The sequence below is a fragment of the Streptomyces sp. CRCS-T-1 genome, assembly GCF_024442335.1.
Classification (GTDB): Bacteria; Actinomycetota; Actinomycetes; order Streptomycetales; family Streptomycetaceae; genus Streptomyces; species Streptomyces koelreuteriae.
In genome coordinates this window covers 649,992-673,410 of the sequence record NZ_CP101651.1, presented here as the reverse complement: position 1 = coordinate 673,410, position 23,419 = coordinate 649,992, and the positions used below count along the sequence as shown (strand labels likewise).

21 protein-coding genes are annotated in these 23,419 nt (G+C 71.9%); 15 read left to right on the top strand and 6 right to left on the bottom strand.

Annotation, left to right across the window (positions count from 1 at the left end; translation table 11 throughout):
* Positions 1 to 20: 20 nt before the first annotated feature.
* On the bottom strand, positions 21 to 1,445 hold the full coding sequence (locus tag NNW99_RS03080; RefSeq protein ID WP_215117046.1) for an amidase: 1,425 nt from the start codon (positions 1,443 to 1,445) through the stop codon (positions 21 to 23).
* Positions 1,446 to 1,660: 215 nt separating this feature from the next.
* Here NNW99_RS03080 and NNW99_RS03075 point away from each other — a divergent pair, with 215 nt between their 5' ends.
* Positions 1,661 to 3,049, top strand: a complete 1,389-nt coding sequence (locus NNW99_RS03075; protein WP_215117045.1) for a glycoside hydrolase family 43 protein — start codon at positions 1,661 to 1,663, stop codon at positions 3,047 to 3,049.
* 16 nt (positions 3,050 to 3,065) lie between these two features.
* Here NNW99_RS03075 and NNW99_RS03070 read toward each other — a convergent pair whose 3' ends face one another.
* Entirely contained in the window at positions 3,066 to 3,596 is a 531-nt protein-coding gene (locus NNW99_RS03070) for a MarR family winged helix-turn-helix transcriptional regulator (RefSeq protein WP_215117044.1), read from the bottom strand.
* 251 nt (positions 3,597 to 3,847) lie between these two features.
* Between NNW99_RS03070 and NNW99_RS03065 the strand changes: the two genes are divergently transcribed.
* Positions 3,848 to 4,918 (top strand): alkene reductase, encoded by a 1,071-nt coding sequence (locus tag NNW99_RS03065; protein ID WP_215117043.1) that lies wholly within the window; start codon positions 3,848 to 3,850, stop codon positions 4,916 to 4,918.
* 41 nt (positions 4,919 to 4,959) lie between these two features.
* Positions 4,960 to 5,865, top strand: a complete 906-nt coding sequence (locus NNW99_RS03060) for an NADP-dependent oxidoreductase (RefSeq protein ID WP_215117042.1) — start codon at positions 4,960 to 4,962, stop codon at positions 5,863 to 5,865.
* Positions 5,866 to 6,203: 338 nt separating this feature from the next.
* On the opposite strand, the gene NNW99_RS03055 is transcribed toward NNW99_RS03060, so the two are convergent.
* Positions 6,204 to 7,211: a hypothetical protein gene (locus NNW99_RS03055; protein ID WP_215117041.1), complete on the bottom strand. Its 1,008-nt coding sequence runs from the start codon at positions 7,209 to 7,211 to the stop codon at positions 6,204 to 6,206.
* Between the two features lie 109 nt (positions 7,212 to 7,320).
* Positions 7,321 to 7,563, bottom strand: a complete 243-nt coding sequence (locus NNW99_RS03050; protein ID WP_215117040.1) for a DUF6411 family protein — start codon at positions 7,561 to 7,563, stop codon at positions 7,321 to 7,323.
* 170 nt (positions 7,564 to 7,733) lie between these two features.
* Here NNW99_RS03050 and NNW99_RS03045 point away from each other — a divergent pair, with 170 nt between their 5' ends.
* Entirely contained in the window at positions 7,734 to 8,951 is a 1,218-nt protein-coding gene (locus tag NNW99_RS03045; protein WP_215117039.1) for a phosphatidylserine/phosphatidylglycerophosphate/cardiolipin synthase family protein, read from the top strand.
* 99 nt (positions 8,952 to 9,050) lie between these two features.
* On the opposite strand, the gene NNW99_RS03040 is transcribed toward NNW99_RS03045, so the two are convergent.
* On the bottom strand, positions 9,051 to 10,568 hold the full coding sequence (locus NNW99_RS03040; RefSeq protein WP_215117038.1) for a catalase: 1,518 nt from the start codon (positions 10,566 to 10,568) through the stop codon (positions 9,051 to 9,053).
* Between the two features lie 239 nt (positions 10,569 to 10,807).
* Positions 10,808 to 12,154 (bottom strand): MFS transporter, encoded by a 1,347-nt coding sequence (locus tag NNW99_RS03035; protein WP_215117037.1) that lies wholly within the window; start codon positions 12,152 to 12,154, stop codon positions 10,808 to 10,810.
* 361 nt (positions 12,155 to 12,515) lie between these two features.
* Between NNW99_RS03035 and NNW99_RS03030 the strand changes: the two genes are divergently transcribed.
* From NNW99_RS03030 to NNW99_RS02980, 11 genes are all read left to right on the top strand, one after another.
* Positions 12,516 to 13,340: a 2-amino-3,7-dideoxy-D-threo-hept-6-ulosonate synthase gene (locus NNW99_RS03030; protein WP_215117036.1), complete on the top strand. Its 825-nt coding sequence runs from the start codon at positions 12,516 to 12,518 to the stop codon at positions 13,338 to 13,340.
* On the top strand, positions 13,337 to 14,593 hold the full coding sequence (locus NNW99_RS03025) for a 3-dehydroquinate synthase II family protein (protein ID WP_215117035.1): 1,257 nt from the start codon (positions 13,337 to 13,339) through the stop codon (positions 14,591 to 14,593). Before NNW99_RS03030 ends, NNW99_RS03025 begins: the two co-directional genes overlap by 4 nt.
* A gap of 6 nt (positions 14,594 to 14,599) precedes the next feature.
* Positions 14,600 to 16,012 carry a class I adenylate-forming enzyme family protein gene (locus tag NNW99_RS03020; RefSeq protein ID WP_215117034.1) on the top strand — a complete coding sequence of 471 codons (1,413 nt, stop codon included), beginning with the start codon at positions 14,600 to 14,602 and terminating at the stop codon, positions 16,010 to 16,012.
* A gap of 85 nt (positions 16,013 to 16,097) precedes the next feature.
* On the top strand, positions 16,098 to 16,373 hold the full coding sequence (locus tag NNW99_RS03015; RefSeq protein ID WP_215117033.1) for an acyl carrier protein: 276 nt from the start codon (positions 16,098 to 16,100) through the stop codon (positions 16,371 to 16,373).
* The gene (locus tag NNW99_RS03010; protein ID WP_215117032.1) at positions 16,370 to 16,660 is read left to right on the top strand and encodes an acyl carrier protein; all 291 of its coding nucleotides are present in this window, start codon (positions 16,370 to 16,372) and stop codon (positions 16,658 to 16,660) included. The genes NNW99_RS03015 and NNW99_RS03010 overlap by 4 nt, the downstream gene beginning before the upstream one ends.
* Complete coding sequence (locus tag NNW99_RS03005; protein WP_215117031.1) at positions 16,650 to 17,981, top strand: beta-ketoacyl synthase; 1,332 nt, start codon at positions 16,650 to 16,652, stop codon at positions 17,979 to 17,981. The genes NNW99_RS03010 and NNW99_RS03005 overlap by 11 nt, the downstream gene beginning before the upstream one ends.
* Complete coding sequence (locus NNW99_RS03000) at positions 17,978 to 18,712, top strand: hypothetical protein (protein ID WP_215117030.1); 735 nt, start codon at positions 17,978 to 17,980, stop codon at positions 18,710 to 18,712. The genes NNW99_RS03005 and NNW99_RS03000 overlap by 4 nt, the downstream gene beginning before the upstream one ends.
* Positions 18,699 to 20,360, top strand: coding sequence for a class I adenylate-forming enzyme family protein (locus tag NNW99_RS02995; protein ID WP_215117029.1), 1,662 nt, complete (start codon positions 18,699 to 18,701; stop codon positions 20,358 to 20,360). Before NNW99_RS03000 ends, NNW99_RS02995 begins: the two co-directional genes overlap by 14 nt.
* Positions 20,357 to 20,887: a hypothetical protein gene (locus NNW99_RS02990; RefSeq protein WP_215117028.1), complete on the top strand. Its 531-nt coding sequence runs from the start codon at positions 20,357 to 20,359 to the stop codon at positions 20,885 to 20,887. Before NNW99_RS02995 ends, NNW99_RS02990 begins: the two co-directional genes overlap by 4 nt.
* Positions 20,888 to 20,890: 3 nt before the next feature.
* Positions 20,891 to 21,808, top strand: a complete 918-nt coding sequence (locus tag NNW99_RS02985; protein WP_215117027.1) for an NAD(P)-dependent oxidoreductase — start codon at positions 20,891 to 20,893, stop codon at positions 21,806 to 21,808.
* Positions 21,805 to 23,391, top strand: a complete 1,587-nt coding sequence (locus NNW99_RS02980; protein ID WP_215117026.1) for an MFS transporter — start codon at positions 21,805 to 21,807, stop codon at positions 23,389 to 23,391. The genes NNW99_RS02985 and NNW99_RS02980 overlap by 4 nt, the downstream gene beginning before the upstream one ends.
* The last annotated feature ends 28 nt before the right edge of the window (positions 23,392 to 23,419 follow it).

Here is a 23,419-nt window from a genome sequence, read left to right as displayed (position 1 = left end):
GCCAGACAGCGTACGGTCGCTCAGGCGGCAGCGGAACGTGCCGTGACCGGCGGCGAGGGCCACTTCTCGTACCAGCGCAGCTCCGCCTCCAACTGGGCCGCCACCTGCAGCAGCAGCGGCTCGCTGTCGGCCGGCCCCAGCAACTGCGCCCCGACGGGCAGGCCGTCGGGCGTGAACCCGGCGGGCACATTGACGCCCGGCCAGCCCAGCACGTTCCACGGCCAGGCGTACGGACAGGCGGCGATCATCGCGCGGTCGGTGGCGAATCCGCTGAGTTCGAGCAGGGCGCCGATCCGGGGCGGGGGAGCGGCGGTCGTCGGCGCGAGGACCACGTCGTACGAGGTGAAGAACCCTCCGATACGGCGGTGCAGGACGGTCTCCGCCCGCCGGGCCGCCCGCAGCGGGGCCCCGCCCAGCAGCCGGCCCAGCCTGGCCGCGTCCCGGGTGCGCCGGTCCAGCAGCGCCGGGAAGGGCGCCTCGCCCACCCGCTCGGCGATCCCGGCCGTCGCGCGCGGCACGAAGGTCAGCCCGATCTGCCCGTACGGCGGGTCCGCCTCCTCGACCGTGTGCCCCAACGCGGCGAGTCGCTCCGCGAGTTCGACGATCCGGGTCCGCACCTCGGGCAGCAGCCGGGCGGGCACCGCCGTGAACGGCGGCTTGAGCGAGAGCGCGATCCGCAGCCGCCCGGGGTCGCGGCCGACGGCCGCCGACGCGTCGACGGGCCGTGGCCGGTGCGGGTCCAGCGCGTGATTGCCGCTCGCCGCGTCCAGCAGCAGGGCCGCGTCGGCGACCGTGCGGGCCAGGGTGCCGTTGACGGTGATGCCCTGGAAGGACTCACCGCGCGGCCAGGTGGAGACCCGGCCGCGCTGCGGCTTGATGCCGACCAGATGGGTCCACGCGGCCGGGATCCGCACCGAGCCGGCGCCGTCCGAGCCGAGCGCGGCGGGTACCAGCCCGGCGGCGACCGCGGCGGCCGATCCCCCGGACGATCCGCCGGGCGTGTGCTCCGTGCTCCACGGGTTGCGGGTCGCGCCGAAGGCGGGCCCCTCGGTGAAGGGCCACTGCCCGAACTCGCAGGTGTTGGTCTTGCCGACGATCACGGCCCCGGCCGCGCGCAGCCGCCGTACGGCCTCACCGTCCTCGGCGACCGGCGGGAACTCCCCGCAGCAGCCGAAGGCGGTCGGCTCGCCGGCCACGTCCATGTCGTCCTTCACCGCCACCGGGACGCCCAGCAGCGGCTTGCGCGCTCCCGAGGCCAGCTCCCGGTCGGCGGCCTCCGCCTCGGCGAGCGCGGCCTCGGCCCGGACGATCCGGAAGGCGTTGAGGCTGCCCTGTGTCGCCTCGATCCGCGCCAGTGTGAGTTCCACCAGGGCGCGGGACGTCACCTCCCCGGCGGCCAGCGCGCGGGCGGTCTCCGCCAGGCCTGCGGCGCGGTCGAGCGTCATGCGGACACCTCCGGGAGCGAGCGGTCTACCGAACGGTAACGTCCGATGGCCGGTGACGGAACGGGGGCGAGGGAAGTGGATGTTCACCGATCCCTTCGGGGCTCAGCGGCTCTCGTACAAAACCATTGACGCACTTCTGCCTCAGCTCTACCTTCTGACCGACTTTCCGAACCCTGTTCGGTATTTCGACCCCCTGCGTCGAGAGCGAGCCGCACATGACTCCCCGTCCCGCCGCCCCGTCCCGCCGTACCCTGCTGCGCGCCGCGGCCGCCCTGCCCGCCTCGGCGCTGCTGCTCGGCGAGACCCCCGGACTGCTCGGCAGCGCCCTGGCCGCCGCACCCCCGAACGGCTCGGCCACCCGCTACACGATCGTGCCGTTCCTCAACAGCGATGACGGCACGGTCAACGTCTACCAGTCGGACGACGCCACCGACTTCCGGCTGCTGCGCTCCTCCGCCTACACACCACCGGCGGGCCGGATCCGCGACGCGAGCGTCCTCAGACACACCGACGGCTTCTACTACGTCACCTACACCACGCGAACTTGGCAGGACACCAGCACCACCATCGGCTTCGCCCGCAGCTCCGACCGCGCCAACTGGACGTTCCTGTACGACTACACGGTCCCCGTCGCGAACCTCTCCCGCGCCTGGGCGCCCGAGTGGTTCGTCGACAGCGACGGCAGCGTCAACGTCATCGTGTCCTGCTCCACCACGAACGACGAGTGGATCTTCACGCCGTACCGGCTGAGGGCCACGAACTCCGCCCTCACGGCGTGGAGTTCACCGGTGGCGCTCTCCGGCATCGGTGCCAACCACATCGACACGTTCATCGTGAAGATCGGCTCGACCTACCACGCCTTCCCGAAGAACGAGACGACGAAGTACATCGAGTACGCCACCGCCACGAACCTCACCGGCCCCTACACGATCCGCCGGACCGGCGACTGGGCGGGCTGGGGCAGCTACCGCGAGGGCCCCGCGCTGGTGCAACTGGACAACGGAGGCTGGCGGATCTTCTTCGACGGCTACGGCGACGGCACCTACTACTACAGCGACAGCCACGACACCTTCGCCACCTGGTCGGCACCGGCCGCACTGCCCGCGATCTCCGGAACCGCACGGCACTTCACCGTGGTCAAGGAGACGGTCGCGGGCGGCCCGACACTGGCCCGGAACGTCACCCGCTCCTTCCGGTCGGCCAACTACTCCACCCGCTACTGGCAGCAGCAGTCGGCGCTCCTCAACCTCCCCGTGGTCAGCGGCTCCAGCACCACCGCCGAGAAGCAGGCCGCCACCTTCACGGTCGTCGCGGGCCTCGCCGACGCGAACGGCTGCTCCTTCCGCGACGCGGCCGGCAACTACCTGCGCCACTGGGACTTCCGCGCCCGCTTCGACCCGAACGACGGCACGAGCACCTTCGCCAAGGACGCCACGTTCGTCCTGCGGACCGGCACGGCGTCGGGCTCCGTCCGCTTCGAGTCGTACAACTACCCGGGGCACTACCTGCGCCACTACGCCTACCAGCTCCGCGTGGAACGCTCGAACGGAACAGACCAGTTCCGGCAGGACAGTTCGTTCGTGCCGGTGGCCTCCTGGGTCTGACCCGCACCCCTCCGGACTACTCCGGGTCCCGCTCCGTGGCCTGGGTGGCGGCTCGTACGAGGTTCTGCTCCAGGCGCTCCAGGGTGGCGAGGGCGTCGGTGCACTCGTCGCCCGAGAGCCCCGCGGTGGAGATGTCCTCGAGCCGGCTCCAGACCCGCTCCACCTCCCGGCGCAGGGCGTGGCTGGCCGCTGTCGGTTCGATGAGCGAGGCGCGCTTGTCGGTGGGTGAGGGGCGGCGGCGCACGAAGCCGGCCTGTTCGAGGCGGCGGACGGTGCGGGTCATGGTGGCGGCGTCGGAGTCCATCAGGCGCACCAGGTCGATCTGACGCTGGGGGCCGAGCTCCCAGAGGTGCATCATGACCAGCTCCTGGCCCGGGTGCAGGCCGATCCGCCGCAGCAGGTGTCCCGCGAGCATGCGGTGCAGCCGGGCCAGCCGGAAGATCGCGTGGCTGATCGGTCCGCCGCTGGCCGCGCCGGGGACCGGCACGGTCGCTTCCTGTTCCGTCACCCCGGAAACCGGCCCGGCGTCAGGTGTGGACTCCGCCATCTCTCCCTCACTCTCCTGTTTGAACAGGATGGATTCTAACTTCCGCCGGGGTGCCCGCCGGAGCTTCGTCTGTCGAGTCGCACATACGCCCAGCTAGATGGGTGTTATCCACCTCACTTCCGATCCCCGGGGGACGGGCCGAGGGAATTTCCTGTTCGGACAAGTGATTTACTTGTTCAGACAGGAAACGGCTGGCGACGCGCCACGGCGCGTCCAGCCCGCACAGCACACCCATCCCGAGGGAACGACCCATGACCACTGCTTTCGACCCGATCGACCTGGGCGGCACGCGCCTGACGAACCGCGTCGTGATGGCGCCCATGACCCGCAGCCGCGCCTACGGCCCCGGCGCCGAGCCGACCGAGCTGATGGCGACCTACTACGCGCAGCGCGCCGCCGCCGGGCTGATCGTCACCGAGGGCGTCCAGCCCTCGGCGGTCGGCCAGGGCTACCCCGACACCCCCGGTCTGCACACCCCCGGACAGGTACGGGCCTGGCGGACGGTGACCGACGCCGTACACCGCGAGGGCGGCGTGATCTTCGCCCAGCTCATGCACACCGGCCGCATCGGTCACCCGAGCCTGCTGCCCGACGGCCTGACGCCGATGGGGCCCTCGGCGGTCGCCGCCCAGGGGCGCGTCTACACCCACCAGGGGCCGCAGGACTTCGTCACGCCGAAGGAGCTGAGCGAAGACGAGATCCTGCAGACCGTCGCCGACTTCGCGCACGCGGCTCGCAACGCCGTCGAGGCCGGTTTCGACGGTGTGGAGATCCACGGTGCCAACGGGTACCTGATCCACCAGTTCCTCGCGGACAACACCAACCTGCGCACCGACGCCTGGGGCGGCGGCGCCGAGGGCCGGATCCGGTTCGCCGTCGAGGTCGTCACGGCCGTCGCCGAGGCGATCGGCGGGCGGCGAGTCGGTCTGCGGATCTCGCCCGGCAACCGGTACAACGACATCGCCGAGGACAACCCGGGCGAGGTCTACGGGGCCCTGCTGGACCGGATCTCCGGTCTGGACCTTGCCTATCTGCACCTGATGGAGGGCCCTGACTCCGAGCTGACCTCGCGGCTGCGCAAGACCTGGACCGGCACGTTCGTCCTCAACCCGTTCACCTACCCCGACACCACCGGCCCCGAGGCGCTGAAGCTGATCGAGGACGGCAGCGCGGACATGGTGGCCTACGGGGCGCTGTTCCTCGCCAACCCCGACCTGCCCCGGCGTCTCGCCGCCGGCGGTCCGTTCAACGACCCGGACAAGTCCAGCTTCTACGGCGGCGACCACCGCGGCTACACCGACTACCCCACCCTCACCGCCTGAGCGGCGGCCCCGCCGACTCCGCCCCTACCTGGGAGTTTCTGATGTCCAAAGCGATCACCATCTCCGAGTACGGCGCGCCCGAGGTGCTGCGTCTGTCGGAGGTCACCGTGCCCGAGCCCGGCCCGGGCCAGGTCCGGATCCGGACGCGAGCCGCCTCCGTGAACCCGCTCGACATGAAGATCCGCTCCGGCCTGATGGCCGGCGCCGGCCCAGCGCCCTTCCCCGTGATCCTCGGGCTGGACGCGGCCGGTGTCGTCGACGCGGTCGGCGAGGGAGCCGACGCGGCGGTCGGCGATGAGGTCCTGGGCGCCACCGCGGGCGGCGGCTACAGCGAGTACGCGCTGCTGGAGCGGCCGGTCGCCAAGCCCGCGGCGCTGTCCTGGGAGGTCGCCGCATCGCTGGTGACTGTCGGCCGGACCGCGTCCCGTGTCCTCGGCCAACTGGGCGTGGGCGAGGGACAGACTCTGCTGGTCCACGGGGCCGGCGGCAGCGTGGGCGTGATCGCGGTGCAATTGGCCGTCGCCCGCGGCGTCACCGTCATCGCGACGGCCGGCGAGCACGACATCGAGCGGGTCACCGCGCTCGGAGCCACCGCCGTGCGCTACGGCGACGGCTGGGTACAGCGGGTGGAAGCCGCCGCGCCCCAAGGGGTCGACTACGTCTTCGACGCCTCCGGCGCCGGCGTCCTCGCCGACTCCGTCGCCCTGACCGGCGACAGCGCGCACGTCATCACCATCGCCGACATGTCCGCCGCGCAGCACGGCGTCCGCTTCAGCGCCGGCGGCGCCGACCAGGCGGAGGACGCTCTGCCGCAGCTGGTCCGGTCGGCCGCCGCCGGCACGCTCACCCTGCCCGTCTGGCGGACCTACCCGCTCGAGCAGGCGGCCACCGCGCACGCCGACCTGGAAGCCCACCGCAACCGGGGCAAGGCCGTCCTGCTGCCCTGACCTCCCGGTGCCGCCTCGCCCTGCTCACACGGGCGAGGCGGCCGCGAGGGCGCAGCCGGTCCTCCGGGCGGACCGGGCCCTCACCGGCACGAACGCCGAGGGCCGGTGGTGAGCCGGGTCGCGAGGCGGTAGGTGACCGTGACGTCCTGGTAGTCCTGGCCGGGGGTGACCGGGTCAGGCAGGTGGGTGCGGTCGCTGTGGCTCGTCGACCTCCGCTCGCCGGTGCCGGGGAAGCGGACGGCTGTCCTGGGCTCCTCGGTGAAGCGGAGCCGTTCGGCGTGGACCGTCGACCGGAACGCGATGTCTCCCTCCGGGCTCCCGGTTCCCGCTCCCGGCGTTCAGGGCGGCTCCTCGGACTTCCGGGCGGACCGGCGGCGACTGGGCCGCGCGGGCAGCTTCCCGTCCTCTCCGCGTACCCGGCGCGTGCGGGTGCCTTCTTGGCTCCGGTCGGCCTTGCGCGCCGCGCGCGGCTCGGCCGGCTCGTCGCCCCCGGCGGCGGCGTTCGCCGTCTCCGCAGCGCCTCGGGCGGCCCGGCCGCCGTCCCGTACGGTGTCGCCCGCCGCTTCGGTCACACCCGCGGCCTGTCCGGCCACGCTTTCGGCGGTGCCGCTCACCACCTCGCCGGCGTTTCCGACGGCCCGGCTCGTCTCCTGGCCGACGTCCTCCACCGCGCGCCCGGCACCAGCCCCCACGTCCTGAACGGCCTTACCGGCCCCCTGTCCGACGTCCTGAGCCACGGAGCCGACGCCCTGCCCCACGTCCTGAACGGCAGCTCCGGCGCCGCGCCCCACGTCTTGGACGGCGGCTCCGGCGCCCTGACCCACCTCCTGGACGGCGCCACCTGCGCCCTGCCCGACCTCCCGCACGGCCGTCCCGGCGCCCTGGCCCACCTCCCGCACAGCGGACCCGACCCCACGCGCCAGCTCGTGCAGGAGCTCCGGGTTGCGGTCGAGCGTGGTGAGCACCCGGTCGATGATCTTCGCGACGTTGTGGAGCCGCACCTTGAGCTGGGCCTGGGCCTCGACGCCCGAGATGCCCAGGTGCACCCGGCCGAGGGCGACGTCGGCGCCGACGTTGAGTTTGAGTAGATCCAGCACCTCGGCCTGGAGCGAGACATGCGCCCGCAGGTCCTCGACATCCAGGTCGATCTCGTCGACCTTCAGGACCGGAACGTCGAGGTAGACATCGGGGCTCTCCCCGGCGGCGTCCTCCTCGTCGTAGGCCTCGGCATCGGCGTACTCGTCACCGTCCCCGGCGTCGAGTCCGTCACCGTGCTCGTCGTCGTACTCCTCGTATTCCTCGTAGTCGTCGACGGAGCCCTCGTCGTTCTCGGCGTTTCCGCGCATCGCCACGCCTCCGCGGATCGGCGTATCTTTCGACCATTCTGGTCCGATATCGGAATCGATGCGCGGTCAGTGCCGTCCGTCCAGGCGAGGGTGAGGGCCGCCGCGCCGGTCAGAACGGCATGCGGCCACGGGCCCGTCGGCCGGCCGCACCGCTGCGGCCGACAGCCTTGGAACTGCTGCGGAAGGGCTTGCTGAGAGCGCGGCCCAGGATGCCGGGGGCCTTCCCGCCGGCCCGTGACCCGGCTCCGAGCGTGCGCTGGGTGCCGCGCTGCGGATGGTGGGACAGGCGCGGCACGAGGAACGCGAGAACCGCGAGAACGACGCACACGGCGACGATGCCGACGATCATCATGCTGAACTCCTCACTGTGAGACGTGTCTGCCGATTGCCCCAGGGCGGCGGGGCCATGCGCGAACCCGCCGACGGAAGAGGCGGGCATGCGCGACGACGAACAGGGCAACCGGAGCTACGTCGGCGCGCGCCGACGGGCACAGGGGCGGGTTCGCCGGGAGGGAAGAGGGCATGACGAGTGTCCAGGAGGGGCCGCCGGTCTCGACCGCCGAGCCGGCGGGCGCCGGACCCGCGAAGGAGCGTGCCGAGCGGATACGGCGACGTCTGGAGCGTCTGATCGGCGTCGCGGCGACCGAGGGCAACGCGCTGCTCCCCCTGCGCAACGGGGACGAGATCTTCCCGGCCATGCTCGACGCCATCCGCTCCGCCGAGCACACGGTGGACATGATGACGTTCGTGTACTGGAAGGGCGACATCGCCCGCGACTTCGCGCACGCCCTGGCGGAGCGAGCCCGGGCCGGGGTGCGGGTGCGGCTGCTGCTGGACGGCTTCGGCAGCCGGCTCATCGACAGCGAACTGCTGGCGGAGATGGAGCGGGTGGGCGTCCAGGTGGCGTGGTTCCGCAAGCCCGCGCATCTGTCGCCGCTCAAGCAGAACCACCGCTGCCACCGCAAGGTGCTGGTCGTGGACGAGCAGGTGGCCTTCACCGGTGGCGTGGGCATCGCCGAGGAATGGTGCGGCGACGCCCGCAACCCGCGGGAATGGCGGGACACCCACGTCCAGGTGCGGGGACCCGCCGTGGACGGCGTCGCGGCGGCGTTCGCACAGAACTGGGCCGAGTGCCACGACGAACTCTTCGACGACCGCGACCGGTTCACCGGCCACCGCCCCCAGGGCGACGCGGTGGTGCAGGTGGTGCGCGGCTCCGCCAGCTTCGGCTGGCAGGACATGCAGACCCTGATCCGGGTCATGATCGAATCCGCCGAGGAGCGTTTCCGGCTGGCCACCGCCTACTTCTCCCCGGACGCCTACTTCATCGAACTCCTGTGCGCGGCGGCACGGCGTGGTGTGGAGGTGGAGATCCTGCTGCCCGGGCCGCACACCGACAAGCGCGTCTGCCAGTTGGCCGGACAGCACTACTACGACGACCTGCTCGCCTGCGGGGTGCGCATCTACCAGTACCAACCGACGATGATGCACGCCAAGGTCATCACCGTGGACCGCACGGCGGCCCTCATCGGGTCGACCAACTTCAACCGGCGCTCCCTCGACCACGACGAGGAGGTCATGCTCGCCGTCCTGGACGCGGAGTTCACCGCGACCCTGGACGCGCACTTCGAGGCCGACAGGGCGGTCGCCGAGGCGATCCGGAGGGGTCGCTGGAAGCGGCGTTCCCTTCTCCAGCGCGCCCGCGAGGCCGCCGTCCAGCCCCTTCGCCGGTTCCTGTGACAGCCCGCTGACGGCCACTTCGTCCGCCGCGCACAGGTCGGTGGGCTTCCACCGCCCGGCGGTGCCGGGCGGTGGAAGCCCACCGTGGGGCCTGATCCCTCAGGCTTTGGCCTGCATGCCGCTCCGTGCGGGATTGCCCTGGTCGGCGGCTTTGGGGTCCTTCTCGTCCGCCTTCGCGCGCACACCCTGCTCGATGCGGTCGCCGAGGGTCTTGTCGATCTTCGACCAGTACTCGAAGGCCCGCTTGAGGACGGGTTCCGAGACGCCGTTGAGGAGGTGGCCGACGACGTTGTCGACCAGCCGGTCGCGCGCGGCGTCGTCCAGGACCTCGCGCACCATGGTGCCGGGCTGGCCCCAGTCGTCGTCCTCGGGATGGTTGACGTAGGCCGCGCGGGTGATGGAGCCGTCGGCCTCCCAGCTGGGCGGGGAGTAGCGCGCGGTGGCGGCCGCGGGGCCGCCCTTGGAGTTGGGGGCGTACACCGGGTCGGTGGTGTTGCGGTACGCCATCGCCCCGTCCTTGGAGTAGGTGTGGACGTCCACGACGGGGGCGTTCACCGGAAGCTGCTGGTAGTTGCCGCCGATCCGGTGGCGGTGCGCGTCCGCGTAGGAGAACAGCCGGGCCAGCAGCATGCGGTCCGGGCTGGGGCCGATGCCGGGGACGAGGTTGTTGGGCTGGAAGGCCGCCTGCTCGATCTGCGCGTGATTGTCGGTCGGGTTGCGGTCGAGCGTCATACGGCCGACCGGGATCAGCGGGTAGTCGCTGTGCGGCCACACCTTGGTGAGGTCGAAGGGGTTGAAGCGGTAGCTCGCGGCCTCCTCGTACGGCATCACCTGCACATGCAGGGTCCAGCTCGGGAAGTCGCCGTCGCGGATGTGCTCGAACAGATCACGCGTGTGGTAGTCCGTGTCGGCCGCCGCCATCTGGTCGGCCTCGTGCTGGGTGAAGAACTCGATGCCCTGGTCGGTCTTGAAGTGGTACTTCACCCAGAAGCGCTCGCCGGCGGCGTTGATCCACATGTAGGTGTGGGAGGTGTAGCCGTTCATGTGGCGCCAGGTCCGCGGGATGCCGCGGTCGCCCATCAGCCAGGTGACCTGGTGGGCGGACTCGGGCGAAAGCGTCCAGAAGTCCCACTGCATGTCGTGGTCGCGCAGGTTGTTGTCGGCGCGGCGCTTCTGGGAGCGGATGAAGTGCTGGAACTTCATCGGGTCCTTCACGAAGAACACCGGCGTGTTGTTGCCGACCATGTCGTAGTTGCCTTCGCTGGTGTAGAACTTCACCGCGAAGCCGCGCGGGTCGCGCCAGGTGTCCGGGCTGCCGCGCTCACCGGCGACGGTCGAGAAGCGGGTGACCAGGTCGGTGCGTGTCCCCGGCTGGAAGACCGCGGCCTTGGTGTAGGCGCTGACGTCGTGGGTCACCTCGAAGTGGCCGAAAGCGCCGCTTCCCTTGGCGTGCGGCTGGCGCTCGGGGATCCGCTCCCGGTTGAACTGCGCCATCTGCTCGATCAGATAGGCGTCCTGGAGCAGGATCGGACCGGCGGGGCCCACGGTGAGCGAATGCTCGTCGCTCTCCACCGGGGCGCCGGAATCGGTCGTGGTGAAAGGTGGGGTCTCCGTCATGAGTCTGCCTTTCGTCGTACGGAGCAGCGGCGCACCAGGCACGCTGCCCGCGCCCGGAGCCTGTCGGTCCCGTCCAGGCCAGGTGACCTTCATCGGCCGCCACAAACATCGCTTTCGCGACCGATGCGCGGAACTTCCGCAGCTATGAATGCCGTGCCGCTGACCGGCTTGCGCGACGCGGCCGAAGAAGCCCCCTCCTGCGGACACCTTCTCGCCCGGATGGGTGCGGATCCCGACCGTCAGGCGTCGAAGTCCTGGTCGCGAGTCTCCGGAAGGGCCAGCAGACACAGCAGGCTGAGGAGGCAGAGGGCGCCGGTGTAGAAGCCCAGGACGAGCGGGGAATCCCACCGGCTGTTCAGCCAGGTGGCGACCAGCGGGGCGAAGCCGCCGCCGAGGGTGTTGGCGAGGATGAAGGCCGCGGAGGCTCCGCTGTAGCGCAGCCGGGCGGGGAACAGTTCGGGGAGGAACGCGGCCACCGGGGAGAACATGAGCGCGAGCAGCATGAGGCCGACCGTGTAGGCGCCGGTGATCACCCAGGCGTCGCGCGAGCTCAGGGAGGCGTACATGGGCACCGCCCACAGCACGCAGCCGACGGCGCCGGTCAGCATCACCGGGCGGCGGCCGATCCGGTCGGAGAGCCTGGCGGCCGGGAGGGTGATGGCGATGCCGGCCGCGGCGCCGATGCTCGCGGCGGTCAGCATCGTGTTCTGGGGGATGCCCAGTTCCTTCGGGCCGTACGAGAGGCTGTAGACGATCGTCAGGTAGTAGACGGCGGAACCGCCGATCGCCGCGCCCGTGCCGAGCAGCAGCCGTCCGGGGTACCGCTTGAGGAGCGTGGCCAGCGGGAAGCGGGACGTGGGGACCGAGCCCCCGACCGGTGCTGTGCGATGGGCCGTCTCGCGGAAGACGGGTGATTCGGAGACCGTCGTACGGACCCACAGGCCGATCACGACGAGCACGGTGCTGAGCAGGAACGGGATGCGCCAGGCCCAGTCGCCGAAGCCGTCCCGGCCCGCGAGGTGGAGCGTGGGCAGGATGACGGCGCTGGACAGCAGGAAGCCGAGCGAGGGGCCGGCCTGGGGGACGGACGCGTACAGCGCGCGGCGGCCGGGCGGCGCGTGCTCGGCGGCGAGCAGCACGGCCCCTCCCCACTCGCCGCCCATGCTGAGGCCCTGGAGCAGACGGAGTGTCACCAGCAGGACGGGAGCGAGGAGTCCCGCGGTCTCGTACGTGGGGAGCAGTCCGACGCCGACCGTGGCGACGCCCATGAGTAAGAGGGAGGCGACCAGGGCCTGTCTTCGGCCGAGCCGGTCACCGATCGTCCCGAACAGGACGACGCCGAGGGGACGGGACAGGAACGCCGCGGCGAAGGTGAGGAACGCGGCGAGTGAGGAGACGGTGGGGTTGCCGGACGGGAAGAAGGCGGGACCGAGGACCAGCGCGGAGGCCGTGCCGTACACGGCGAAGTCGTAGTACTCGATCGTGGTGCCGACGAGGCTCGCGAACGCGACCCTCGGGGCCTCGGTCCGTGCCGTGGCTTTCTCCGTCGATGGTGGGGACGCGGCCGCTCTCGGTGATTCGGGCATGGGACGTCACCCTAGAGCCGGAAATTCGAATTCGACAAGGAACCGTCCGGGAGAGTGCCGGAGAAATCCGGTCGTCCGAATTGTCGAACAAGGCGACGGGAGTGGCGGAAGAATTGTCGGCCGTTTACACGTGGCATCCGCAACAAAATGCAACGAACAGCACCTCAGGCGGGCGTCAATCCTGCTGCACCTGTCACGTTGCTGTCAATATTAATTCCGAGGCTCGCATAAAAATTGACCGGTGATCGCACCTTGCCAACCGGATGCCGGGCGGTAAATGCTCACTGCGGCGCAACTTGAAAGTTCTACGACCATCGTTTTTCGGACTTTATGCGACCACCGGCTGGGAGGCGTATTACCCATGCTGAAAACCGGCAAGTTATTACGCTTGAGAAGACTTTCGCCGGCGGGTGACGGCCGGCATCTGCTCGTTCCTCTCGATCACAGCGTTTCGGACGGCCCGATCGTCCCCGCCGGCCAGTGGGACGGCCTGCTGCGAGCGCTGGTGGACGGCGGGGCCGACGGGATCATCGTCCACAAGGGGCGTGCCCGCGCCGTCGCGCCGGACATCCTCAAGAACTGCGCGCTGGTGGTGCATCTGAGCGCCAGTACGGCCTGCTCCGCCGACGTCCATGCCAAGGTGCTGGTCGCCGATGTCGAGGAGGCCCTGCGGCTCGGCGCGGACGCGGTCAGCGTCCATGTGAACATCGGCTCGGACACCGAGGCGCGGCAGCTCTCCGACCTCGGGGCGGTGGCCCGTTCCTGCGACGCGTGGGGCATGCCGCTGATCGCGATGGTCTACCCCCGCGGCCCCCGGATCGAGGACCCGCGTGATCCCGCCCTGCTCGCGCACCTGGCCAACGTCGCCGCGGACCTGGGCGCGGACATGGTGAAGACCTCCGTCGCCCTGCCGGTGGAGCGGATGGCGGAGGTGGTGGCGGGCAGTCCCATCCCCGTCCTCGCGGCGGGAGGTCCGCCGGACGGCACCGACCTCGTCGAGTACGGCACCGCCGTGATGGCCACCGGCTGCCGGGGGCTGGCCGTCGGCCGCCGGATCTTCTCGGCCCCCTCACCCGCCTCGCTGGTGGCGCGTCTCGCCGCGGTCGTGCACGGCGACGGTGCCCCGCATGCCCCGCATGACATGAGCATGACCACCCCCTCGACGTTCGTGGCAGGAGTCGCATGAGGTTCGCATGGATCGATCTGCGGGAAGTCCCCGGCCGGCAGCTCCAGGCCGTGGTGGACGCGGCCGTCCACGCCCGGATGGCCGGGGTGGTGGCCGCCGACGCCGAGCTGCTCGCGACCCTGCCCCCGACCGTCACCCGGGTACTGGCGCCCGAGGGTCAGAGCCCGACCGCCACCAAGAAGCCCGGCGCCAAGGAGGAGAAGGGCACGGGCACGGCCGGGAAGGCTCCCGGTGCCAAGGAGGGGAAGGGCGCCCCCGACGCCGGGTCCCCGTCCGGCCCCGGAAGCTCCCCGACCGAGTCCGCACGCTCTGCGCCCGGCACCGGAATCGACGTTCTGCTGCGGAGGTTCGGCACCGAGGACGAACTGGATGCCCTCGCCGTCGGCAACCGCGCCACTGGGGGCACACCCGCCGCCGGCATCGTCGACGTACGGGACGACCGCACGCTTCAGCTCTCGTGCGCGGGCGCCATGAAACTGCCGTACACCGTCATCCACTTCGCCGACCCGACCAAGATCCCGCTGGAGATCGTGCTCGCCGCGGCCGAGTCCGCCGACGGCAAGCTGGTGACCGTCGTCGACGGCCTGGAGGAGGCGGCGATCGTCTTCGACGTCCTCGAACGCGGCTCGGACGGCATCCTCTTCACGCCCCGCAGCGCCGACGAGGTGTTCGCACTGGCCCGGCTGCTGCAGGCCGGCACGCTCCAACTGGAGCTGTCCACGCTGACCGTGGAGAGCATCCGGCACGTCGGACTCGGCGACCGGGTGTGCGTGGACACCTGCTCCCACTTCGAGGAGGACGAGGGCATCCTCGTCGGCTCGTACTCCTCCGGCTTCGTCCTGTGCTGCAGCGAGACCCACCCGCTGCCGTACATGCCGACCCGGCCGTTCCGGGTCAACGCCGGGGCCCTGCACTCGTACACGCTCGGACCGGACAACCGCACCAACTACCTCAGCGAGGTGGGCTCCGGCAGCGTCCTGCTGGCGGTCGGCGCCGACGGCCGTACCCGGCGGGTCGTGGTCGGCCGCGCCAAGCTGGAGTCCCGGCCGCTGCTGGAGATCCGCACCCACGCCGAGGACGGACGGCTGGTCAGCCTGACCGTGCAGGACGACTGGCACGTACGGGTGCTCGGCCCGGGCGGGAAGGTCCTCAATGTCACCGAACTGCGCACCGGTGACGAACTGCTCGGCTATCTGGCCACGGACAAGCGCCATGTCGGCCTGCCCATCGGCGAGTTCTGCAAGGAGGTCTGAGGCCTCATGGGCGAACGCGCGACAGACCCGCCCGACTCGATGGGCTCCCTCGTCCAGCGGCTGTTCGACGCCCGGGACGACGGGCTCCCATTCCTGACGCACCGACAGAACACAATCAACCGCGCGGAGTTACGTGAGCGGGTGGCCAAACAGGCCGCCGTGTTCGCCGGATACGGCATCGGCCCGGCCAGCACCGTGGGCCTGCGGACACCGCCCAGCTTCACCCAGGTGGAGGTGCTGCTCGCGCTGTGGCGCCTGGGCGCGCAGGTGCTCCTCCTCGACTTCCGGCTCAAACCGGCCGAGGTGGAGGCCCTCTGCGCGGTCTGCCGGCCGCAGTTCCTGGTCGGCGCCGGCTCCAACGTCCGGGCGGCGTTCGGCTTCCGGCCCGAGTACGAGATCACCACCGAGTGCCGCAGGACCGGCCGCCCGGCAGCCACCGGGCACCGGCTGGTGCAGTTCAGCTCGGGCTCCACGGGACGGCCCAAGGTGATCGGCCGAACCGTCCGGTCGCTCGCCGCCGAGGTGGACGCGTTCGCCACGGTCCCCGGTATGCCGAGGGAGGGCGACCGGCTGCTGCTGCTCAGTTCGACAGCCCACAGCTTCGGGCTGATCGGCGGGCTGCTGTACGCGCTGGCGGCCGGTGTCTCCGTGGTGTTCGCGCCCCGCGTCTCCGCCCGCGACATCCTGCGGACCGCGGTGGACCACCGGATCACCGCCCTGTTCGGAGTGCCGATGCACTTCGAACTCCTCGCGTCCGCCCTCGATCCGCCCGCCCTGCCCGAGCTGCGCATCGCCGTGTCGGGCGGCGAGCTGATGCCTCCACGGGTGGCCGAGCGGTTCACGGAACGGTACGGCGTCCCGGTCGGCGAGGCCTACGGCACCACCGAGACCGGCATCGTCGCCATCGACGTCGGCGGCGCGGTGCGACCCTCGGTCGGCCGGGCCGCGCCGGGCGTGGTGGTACGGCAGTACCGGGGCGAGCTGGACGTGGCGCTGGCCGAGTCCCCGTATCTCTTCGACTCGGGCGGTACGCAGTACGCGGACGGCTGGCTGCACACCCGGGACCGGGCCACCGTGGACGACACAGGGGCGGTCAGCGTGCACGGCCGGGCCGACTCGCTCGTCGTGATCGGCGGTCTGAAAGTGGACCTCACCGAGGTCGAGCAGGTGCTCCGCGAGCACCCGGCGGTCGAGCAGGCGGTCCTGGTCCACGAGGGCGTGACCGAGGCGTATGTCGCCGTGGCCGCCGGTGCCGAGCCCCCGTCCGCCGAGGAACTGCTGCGGTGGTGCCGGGAGCGGCTGGCCGACTACAAGCTGCCGCGGGTGATCCGGCTGCTGGAGACCCTGCCGCGTACGTCCAACGGGAAGCTGCTGCGCCAGGCGGCGGCGTTGCAGGCGGCGGCGAGCGGTACGCCGTAGGCCGCCCGGGCCGCCCGAACATCTTCCGCGCGATTCCCCCCCCCCGATTCCCCCACCGGTACCTCTCACTGGAGTTCTGTCGACCATGAGCACATCGACCCTGGAAGACGAGATCCGCGAGTTCGTCCTGACCGCGGTGATCGACGAGATGAACATCCTGACCAGCCGTGAGGGCATCACCGACGAGAGCCCGGTGACCGTCGGCGGGCTGGACGTCGACTCACTCAGCCTGATCGAGCTCACGATGCGGCTGGAGTCCCGGTTCGGCGTGGAGATCCCGGACACCGACATCGAGCCGCTGGCCTCCCTCACGCTCGGCGGACTCGTCGCCGAGGTCGTCCGACGCGGTGCGCGGGCATGAGCACGGAAGCCTCGACGCCCCCCATCACCACCGACAGCGTCCGGCAGTTGCTGTCGGACCGCAAGGTCTTCCCCGGGCTGCCCGACGACCTCGGCGAGGACGCCGAACTGGTGCTGGACTCCCTCGGGCTGGTGTGGCTGCTCCACGTCGTGGAGGAGCGGTACGGCCTGGTCGTCGAGCCCACCGACGAGGACATCGCCGGGCTGACCTCACTGCGGCGGCTCACCGGCTATCTGCGCGCGGCACAGACCGGCCGGGCGGAAGGGGGAGGCCGGGATGAGCGGTGATGTGACGATCACCGGCTTCGGTGTACGCACCGCGTTCGGAACGGGGGCCGATGCCCTGCGGAGCGGGGTCTTCGCGGGGATCCCCGCGTTCCGTCCCACCACACGGTTCGACACCGGCCCGTACCGGACGCCGATGGCCGCCGCCGCCCCGGACGGACCCGACGCGGTCGAGGACTGGGCGCTGCGCCACGCACTCGCCTCCTGCGGGACCGAAGCCCTCGACATGGCCGGTCTCGGCCCGGGCACGGATGCGGCGACCCTGCTCGGCGTCGCCGGCGACCATACGAGTGTCACGCGGTACTGGCGGGGCCGGGCGGAGGAGGTCGCGTCGGGGCCTGGGCCGGGAACGGACGCGGGCCGGAACGGGGGCGTTGTCCGGAACGGTGCTGCCGGTGAGGGCGTGGGCCGGAAGGTGGATGGGGCGCTGAACGGCGCCGGGGGCGCGGGCGTCCTGCTCGCGGGCGACCCCGGTGCCGAGCCCGAGGGAGTCGCGGCGCGGTTCGCCGACGCCGTTCCCGCACGGCTCGCCGAGTTGCTGGCCGGGCATCTCGGCCTGACCGGGCCCCGGCTCACCTTCACCAACGCCTGTGTCGCCTCCGCCGCCGCGATCATCCACGCCTGCCGACTGATCTCCTCCGGCCGGATCGACGTGGCGGTCTGCGCGGGCGGATACCTCGTGGAGGAGGAGACCTTCGGCAAGTTCGACTCCGGCCGGGCCCTGTCCCGCGACGGCATGGTGCGCCCGTTCAGCGCCGACCGCAGCGGGCTGCTGCTCGGCGACGGAGTCGCGGCCGTCGTACTGGAGTCCGCCGGGCACGCCCGACGGCGCGGGGCCCGGCCGCTGGCGTCGGTGCCGGGCTGGGGCGCGGCGACGGACGCCCACCACATCGCCCAGCCGCACCCGGAGGGGGCCGGCCTCGCCCAGGCCACACGGCAGGCGCTGCGGCTGGCCGGCGACCCGGACGGAGCGGCCCTCGGCTATGTCAACGCCCACGGCACCGGCACCAAGTACAACGACGGCGCCGAGACCCGGGGGCTGCGAACCGCCCTCGCGGAGCGGGCGGAGTCGATCCCGGTGAGCTCGACCAAGAGCACCACCGGGCACCTCCTGGAGGCGGCGGGCATCGTGGAGTTCGTCATCACGATGCTGGCGTTGACGGACGGTGTGCTGCCGCCGACCGCCGGGTTCACCCGGCCCGACCCGGACTGCGACCTCGACTACGTGCCGAACCGGCCGCGCCGGGCCGACCCGCGCCGGGCCCTCACCATCAACGCCGCCTTCGGGGGCGCCAACACCGCACTCGTGCTGGAGCGGCCGTGACGACGGACAAGCCCGTACCGCGAACCCACCTCGGCGTCCTCGCGAGCGCCACCGCGACGTACGGCACCGGGCACCCGGACGACATCGCGCTGCCGAGGCTGCCCGGCTTCGTGGAGTCGGCGTTCAGCCCGCTGGCCTACGAGGTCGCCGGGCGGTGCCTGGCCGAACCGCCCGGGGGCGGCGGCCCCCGCACCGCCGTGGCGCTGGCCGCCCTGCTGGGCGACACGACCACCGCGGATCTGGCCAGCAGCCGGATGGTCGCCGGGCGGGTCCACAACCCGCTCTTGTTCATGCAGGCCACCCCCAACTCCGTACTGGGCCATCTGAGCCGGGAGTTCGGGATCACCGGGCAGATGTTCAGCCTCTCCACCCTCGACGACGCGCTGACCGAACTGCTGGCCATGGCGGATCTCCTGCTGGAGGACCCGGAGCTGGACCGGGTGCTGGTGCTGGGTGTGGAGCTGGGTGGTGGTGAGCGGACGGCCGCCGTGTACCGGGAACTGGCCGTCGGCGAGCATCCGTTGGCGGGCCGCCCCGCGAACGCCGGCAGGGCAGCGGCGCTGCTGCTCACCCGTCCCGGCGCCGGGGTTCCCGTCCCGGTTCGGGCGGACGAGATGCCCGACTCGGCTACCGGACCCGCCGCCTGCCCCGGAAGCATCCAGGGCCTCTTCGATCTGGCGGCCACCCACTCCGAGGCAAGGAAGGAGGCACGGACCCATGCTCATCAGTAGGCAGGAGCGCGCCCGGATCTGCTCCGACACCGAACTGGGCGCCGGCAACATCCTGGAGCGGCTGACGGCGTACGGCCGCCCGCTCGACGAGCCGGTGCTGCGGACGGACGGCACCTGGCAGGCACCGGACGGCAGCCGCCCGCGGGTGCTGACGCTCGGGCAGTTGATCGAGGCCGCCGAGACCTACGCGGGCTGGTACGCCGCCCGGGGAGTGCGGCCCCGCGACCCGGTCGCCGTGCACTCCCACTCCAGCACCGAGTTCGCGGTGAACTTCCTGGCGCTGACCTCCCTCGGCGCGATCCCCTCGTTCGTCAACGGCAACCTGGCCCCGGAGACCGCCCGGGAGTACGTACGCGGACAGGGGTCGGTGGGCGCTTTCACGGACCCGGAGCACCACGCGGTGCTGTCGGGATCGGGGCTCGGATTCTGCGTCACCGCCGCCGACATCCGGCCCGGGGACCGCGCGTCCCTGCCGTCGTCGTACCCGTACCGGCACGACCCCACCGACCCGGTGCTCATCTCGCACTCGTCCGGAACCACCGGCATGCCCAAGGGCGTTCCGCACACCCACCGGACGCTGATGTACGCGCAGTTGCACCGGCTGCGCTACTCCACCGGGACCGACATGGAGCGCACCCTGGTGGGGCTGCCGGGCGCGCACAACGCCATGGTGGCGACCCTGCTGTACTGCCTGTTGCTCCGCACGGACATCAAGCTGCTCTCCAGTCGACGCGGCACCGATGTCCTGGACGCCATCGAGGAGTTCCGGCCGACCACCGTGCTGGCCTTCGCCGGGACCTTCGGCGAGATGGCCGTACAAGATCTGTCGATCCGTCAACTGAACAGTGTCCAGGTGTGGTTCAACACCGGAGACGCGGCCCACGAGGCGCACATCCGGGCCCTGGTGCGGTACGGCGGCCACGTGAGGATCGGGCACGATCTGCGGCGTACGAGGGTCGAGGGCTCCGTCTTCGTGGACGGGCTCGGCTCGTCCGAAGCGGGCTACTCCGTCTTCCACAACCGGCACACCAAGGACACCACGGCCTACTCGCGCTGCGTCGGCAAGCCGATCAGTTTCGCCGAGGCCGCCGTGCTCGCCGAGGACGGCACCCCGCTGCCGCCGGGGCGGATCGGCCGCCTCGGCCTGAAGTCGCCGACGCTGACGCCCGGTTACTGGAACGACTCGCTGACCTGGAACCGGCTGCGGCTGGGCGGCTACTGGCTCACCGGGGACCTCGCTCACCAGGACGAGGACGGCAACTTCTACCACCTCGACCGGGCACCGGACGCGATCCGGACCCGCGAGGGGATCCTGTTCAGCACCCGGACCGAGGAACTGCTCCTGCGGGAGCTGCCCGAACTGGCCGACTGCACGATCGTCGGGGTCGCCCCCGAGGGCGTCCGGGCCGACTGGGACGGCGGGGGAGAAGCCGAGGCGTACGCGCTGCTCCAGCTCGCGGACGACGACGCCCCGGCCGGCGACGGCGAGGTATGGACCGAGCGGGTCAACGCGGTCCTGTCGGCCGCCGGGTTCCCCCTGGTGGCCCGGGCCCTGCGGATGGAACCCGACGAGGTGCCCAAGGGCGCCACGGGCAAGGTCCTCAAACGCGTGATGCGCGACCGGTTCGCCACCAGGGGGCAGGAGTGAGGGACGAGGGGACCAACCACCGCGCGCAGACCGTGGACGCGTACCGGCTGTGGTGGCAGCACGACGCCCACTGGTACCAGGGCGTGGCCGGGCGCTTCGGGCAGGAGGCCGCGAACGAGATCAACGCGGAGGCGATGCGCAAGGTGGCCGTGCACGTCGGGCAGCGCGTCGCCCGCCGGTCGGGCCCGCTGCCCGACAGCGGCGACACCGGAAAGGACCTGGAGGAACTGCGCCGCCGCTACGACGAGTGCGGTGACCGCATGTTCCCGCCGGAACTGCGCAACGCCTCCACGGAGGTCGAGGAGGACGACCTGATCGTGCTCACCCTGCGGCGGAACTTCGCCATCACCATGGTGCGGATGGCCGGTTCGCTGGAGGGCTACCGGTGCCCCTGCACCGACATCCACGCGGGCTGGTCCGAAGGGCTCGGCGTGACCCTGACCGAGAACCGGGCCGAGAGCTGTCTGCGCGACGGAGACAAGGCGTGCCGCCTGCTGATGCGGGTCGCCCCGGGTACGGAGGGCTGAGCGGTGCGGGTACTGGTAGCTGGTGCTTCCGGAGTGATCGGACATCCGCTGGTGGGCGCGCTGCGGGCGCGGGGACACCAGGTGAGCGCGCTGGTACGGGACACTTCCCGGGCCCCGGACGCGGACGAGACGGTGGTCGCCGACGCCCTCGACCGCGTGTCCCTGCTGACGGCGGTCGAGGCCGCCCGGCCCGACGTGGTCGTGCACCAGATGACCGCGCTGCGGCTGCTGCGCGACGATCCCGCGGGCGCCTTCGCGCGGACCGCGCGGCTGCGCACCGAGGGCACCGCCCACCTGGTCGAGGCGGCCCGGGCGGCCGGTGCCCGACGGCTGGTCGCGCAGTCCATCGCCTTCGCCGCGGCCCCGGCCGGGGACCCGGTCCTCGACGAGGACGCACCCTTGTACGTGGACGCCCCGGACCCCGGCTGGGCCGCCACCGTACGGGCCGTCGCCGAGCTGGAACGGCAGGTGTCGAGCGCTGCGGGCCTGAGCGGCCTGGTCCTCAGGTACGGCACCCTGTACGGCCCCGGCACCGCGTACGCCCAGACCGGCGGGACGGGGCAGCGGGTGCTGGCCGGGAAACTCCCGCTGCCCGAGGGCGGGTCGGGGATCACCTCGTTCCTGCACGTGGAGGACGCCGTGACAGCGACCGTGGCGGCCGTCGAGTCGGAGGCCACCGGGGTCCTCCACATCACGGACGACGAACCGGCCCCGGCCGCCGACTGGCTGCCGCACTACGCCCGCGCGCTGGGCGCCCCCGCCCCGCGCACGGTTCCGGCGGCGATGGCGCCCCGGCTGCTCGGCTGGTTCACGGCCCATCAACTCACCGCGGCGCGCGGCGCGTCCAACGACCGGGCGCGTACGACGCTGGGCTGGAAGCCGCTGCGGCCGAGCTGGCGCGACGGACTGGGGACGCGATGACCGGGCCCGGCGAGTCGGCGGGTGCCCCGTCGCGACCGGGGGCCGTCCTCCTGGTCGTGGTCTGCGCCCAGATGCTGATCTGGCTGGACACCTCGATCCTCAACGTCGCCGTCACCACCCTGGCCGACCCGGCCGAGGGCCTGGGCGCGACGCCCGCCGAACTGGAGTGGGTGGCGAGCGCCTACACCCTGGTCTTCGCCGGGGGCCTTTTCGCGGGCGGCGCGCTGGCCGACCGGTTCGGCCCCCGCGCCACCCTCCTCGCCGGACTCGCGCTGTTCGGCACGGCCTCCGCCGCCGGGGCGTTCGCGGGGAGCCCTGCGTGGCTGGTCGTGGCACGCGCGTTCATGGGCGCCGGCAGTGCGCTGCTGATGCCGGCGACCCTGTCGGTGATCGTGCAGAGCACCCCGGAGGCGAAACGCACCCGGGCGATCGCGATCTGGAGCTCCTCCAGCGGCCTGGGCGTGGCCGTCGGCCCGGTGGTGGGCGGAGCGCTGCTCAGCAACTTCTGGTGGGGGTCGGTGTTCCTGGTCAACGTGCCGATCGTCGCCCTGTGCCTGGCCGGAGTCGCGGCCGTCGTACCCGAGTTGAAGAGTCCCCGGCGCAGACCGCTCGACCTCCCGGGGCTCGCCCTGTCGGTGCTCGGGCTCGGCGGCGTGGTCTACGGGATCATCGAAGCCGGCGACGGACAGGCCTGGTACGGGCCGCACGTCCTCCTCCCGCTGGCCCTGGGCGGCGCCCTGCTCTGCGCTTTCGTGGCCGGTCAGCGCAGGTCCCCGGCGCCCAGCCTGGACCTGCGGCTCTTCCGGCAGCCCGGGTTCACGGCCGGGAGCGTGGTGCTGCTGATCGCGTTCATGGCACTGGCCGGGCACCTGTTCTACGCGGCCTTCTACCTCCAGGGGCCCCGAGGGCTGACCCCCGCCGAGGCCGGCACCGTGATGATCGCCGCCGCGGTCGGTATCGTCCTGGGCAGCCAGGCGTCCCCCGGGCTGAGCAGGCTGCTGTCGGCGCGTTGGACGGTCGCGGCCGGTGTCCTGGCCACGGCCGCCACCTACCTCGCCTACGCCTGGCTCGACGGGCGGACCCCGATCGGAGTCGTCGTCGCGCTGCTGTGGATCCAGGGCTTCGGGATGGGCCTGGTCGGGACGCCGGTCACGGCCGCGATGATGAGCGGGGTGCCCCCGCATCTCGCGGGCGCCGGCTCGGCCGTCAACAGCGTCACCCGGCAGGTCGGCGGCACGCTCGGGGTGGCGATGGCCGGTTCGATCCTCTCCGGCGTGTACCGGCAGCGGATGGCGGACGCCGAACTGCCCGGCATCGCACAGGGGTTGTCCCCGGCCGCCGAGGAACAGGCCAGGGCCTCCGCCGAGGCGGCCCGCTCACTGGCCGGTTCCCTGCGTCTGCCCGAACTGGCGGCCACGGCGGACCGGGCCTTCCTCGACGCGATGTACGCCGCCACCCTCGCCGTCGCCGCATTGGCCTTCGTCGGATGCGCGGTGGCCGTCGTGGGTCTGCGGACCAGGGCGCCGCGACCGGGCGATGCCCCGGAACGAGAGGCACGGGACGAACCGGTGGAGTCCACGTGAGCGACCACGGCACGGGAGCAGGACAGGA

Bases quoted from the DNA above. Each gene is read 5' to 3' on its own strand.
- NNW99_RS03080 (WP_215117046.1), bottom strand. From the start codon at position 1,445: ATGACGCTCGACCGCGCCGCAGGCCTGGCGGAGACCGCCCGCGCGCTG.
- NNW99_RS03075 (WP_215117045.1), top strand. From the start codon at position 1,661: ATGACTCCCCGTCCCGCCGCCCCGTCCCGCCGTACCCTGCTGCGCGCC.
- NNW99_RS03070 (WP_215117044.1), bottom strand. From the start codon at position 3,596: ATGGCGGAGTCCACACCTGACGCCGGGCCGGTTTCCGGGGTGACGGAA.
- NNW99_RS03065 (WP_215117043.1), top strand. From the start codon at position 3,848: ATGACCACTGCTTTCGACCCGATCGACCTGGGCGGCACGCGCCTGACG.
- NNW99_RS03060 (WP_215117042.1), top strand. From the start codon at position 4,960: ATGTCCAAAGCGATCACCATCTCCGAGTACGGCGCGCCCGAGGTGCTG.
- NNW99_RS03055 (WP_215117041.1), bottom strand. From the start codon at position 7,211: ATGCGCGGAAACGCCGAGAACGACGAGGGCTCCGTCGACGACTACGAG.
- NNW99_RS03050 (WP_215117040.1), bottom strand. From the start codon at position 7,563: ATGATGATCGTCGGCATCGTCGCCGTGTGCGTCGTTCTCGCGGTTCTC.
- NNW99_RS03045 (WP_215117039.1), top strand. From the start codon at position 7,734: ATGACGAGTGTCCAGGAGGGGCCGCCGGTCTCGACCGCCGAGCCGGCG.
- NNW99_RS03040 (WP_215117038.1), bottom strand. From the start codon at position 10,568: ATGACGGAGACCCCACCTTTCACCACGACCGATTCCGGCGCCCCGGTG.
- NNW99_RS03035 (WP_215117037.1), bottom strand. From the start codon at position 12,154: ATGCCCGAATCACCGAGAGCGGCCGCGTCCCCACCATCGACGGAGAAA.
- NNW99_RS03030 (WP_215117036.1), top strand. From the start codon at position 12,516: ATGCTGAAAACCGGCAAGTTATTACGCTTGAGAAGACTTTCGCCGGCG.
- NNW99_RS03025 (WP_215117035.1), top strand. From the start codon at position 13,337: ATGAGGTTCGCATGGATCGATCTGCGGGAAGTCCCCGGCCGGCAGCTC.
- NNW99_RS03020 (WP_215117034.1), top strand. From the start codon at position 14,600: ATGGGCGAACGCGCGACAGACCCGCCCGACTCGATGGGCTCCCTCGTC.
- NNW99_RS03015 (WP_215117033.1), top strand. From the start codon at position 16,098: ATGAGCACATCGACCCTGGAAGACGAGATCCGCGAGTTCGTCCTGACC.
- NNW99_RS03010 (WP_215117032.1), top strand. From the start codon at position 16,370: ATGAGCACGGAAGCCTCGACGCCCCCCATCACCACCGACAGCGTCCGG.
- NNW99_RS03005 (WP_215117031.1), top strand. From the start codon at position 16,650: ATGAGCGGTGATGTGACGATCACCGGCTTCGGTGTACGCACCGCGTTC.
- NNW99_RS02995 (WP_215117029.1), top strand. From the start codon at position 18,699: ATGCTCATCAGTAGGCAGGAGCGCGCCCGGATCTGCTCCGACACCGAA.
- NNW99_RS02980 (WP_215117026.1), top strand. From the start codon at position 21,805: ATGACCGGGCCCGGCGAGTCGGCGGGTGCCCCGTCGCGACCGGGGGCC.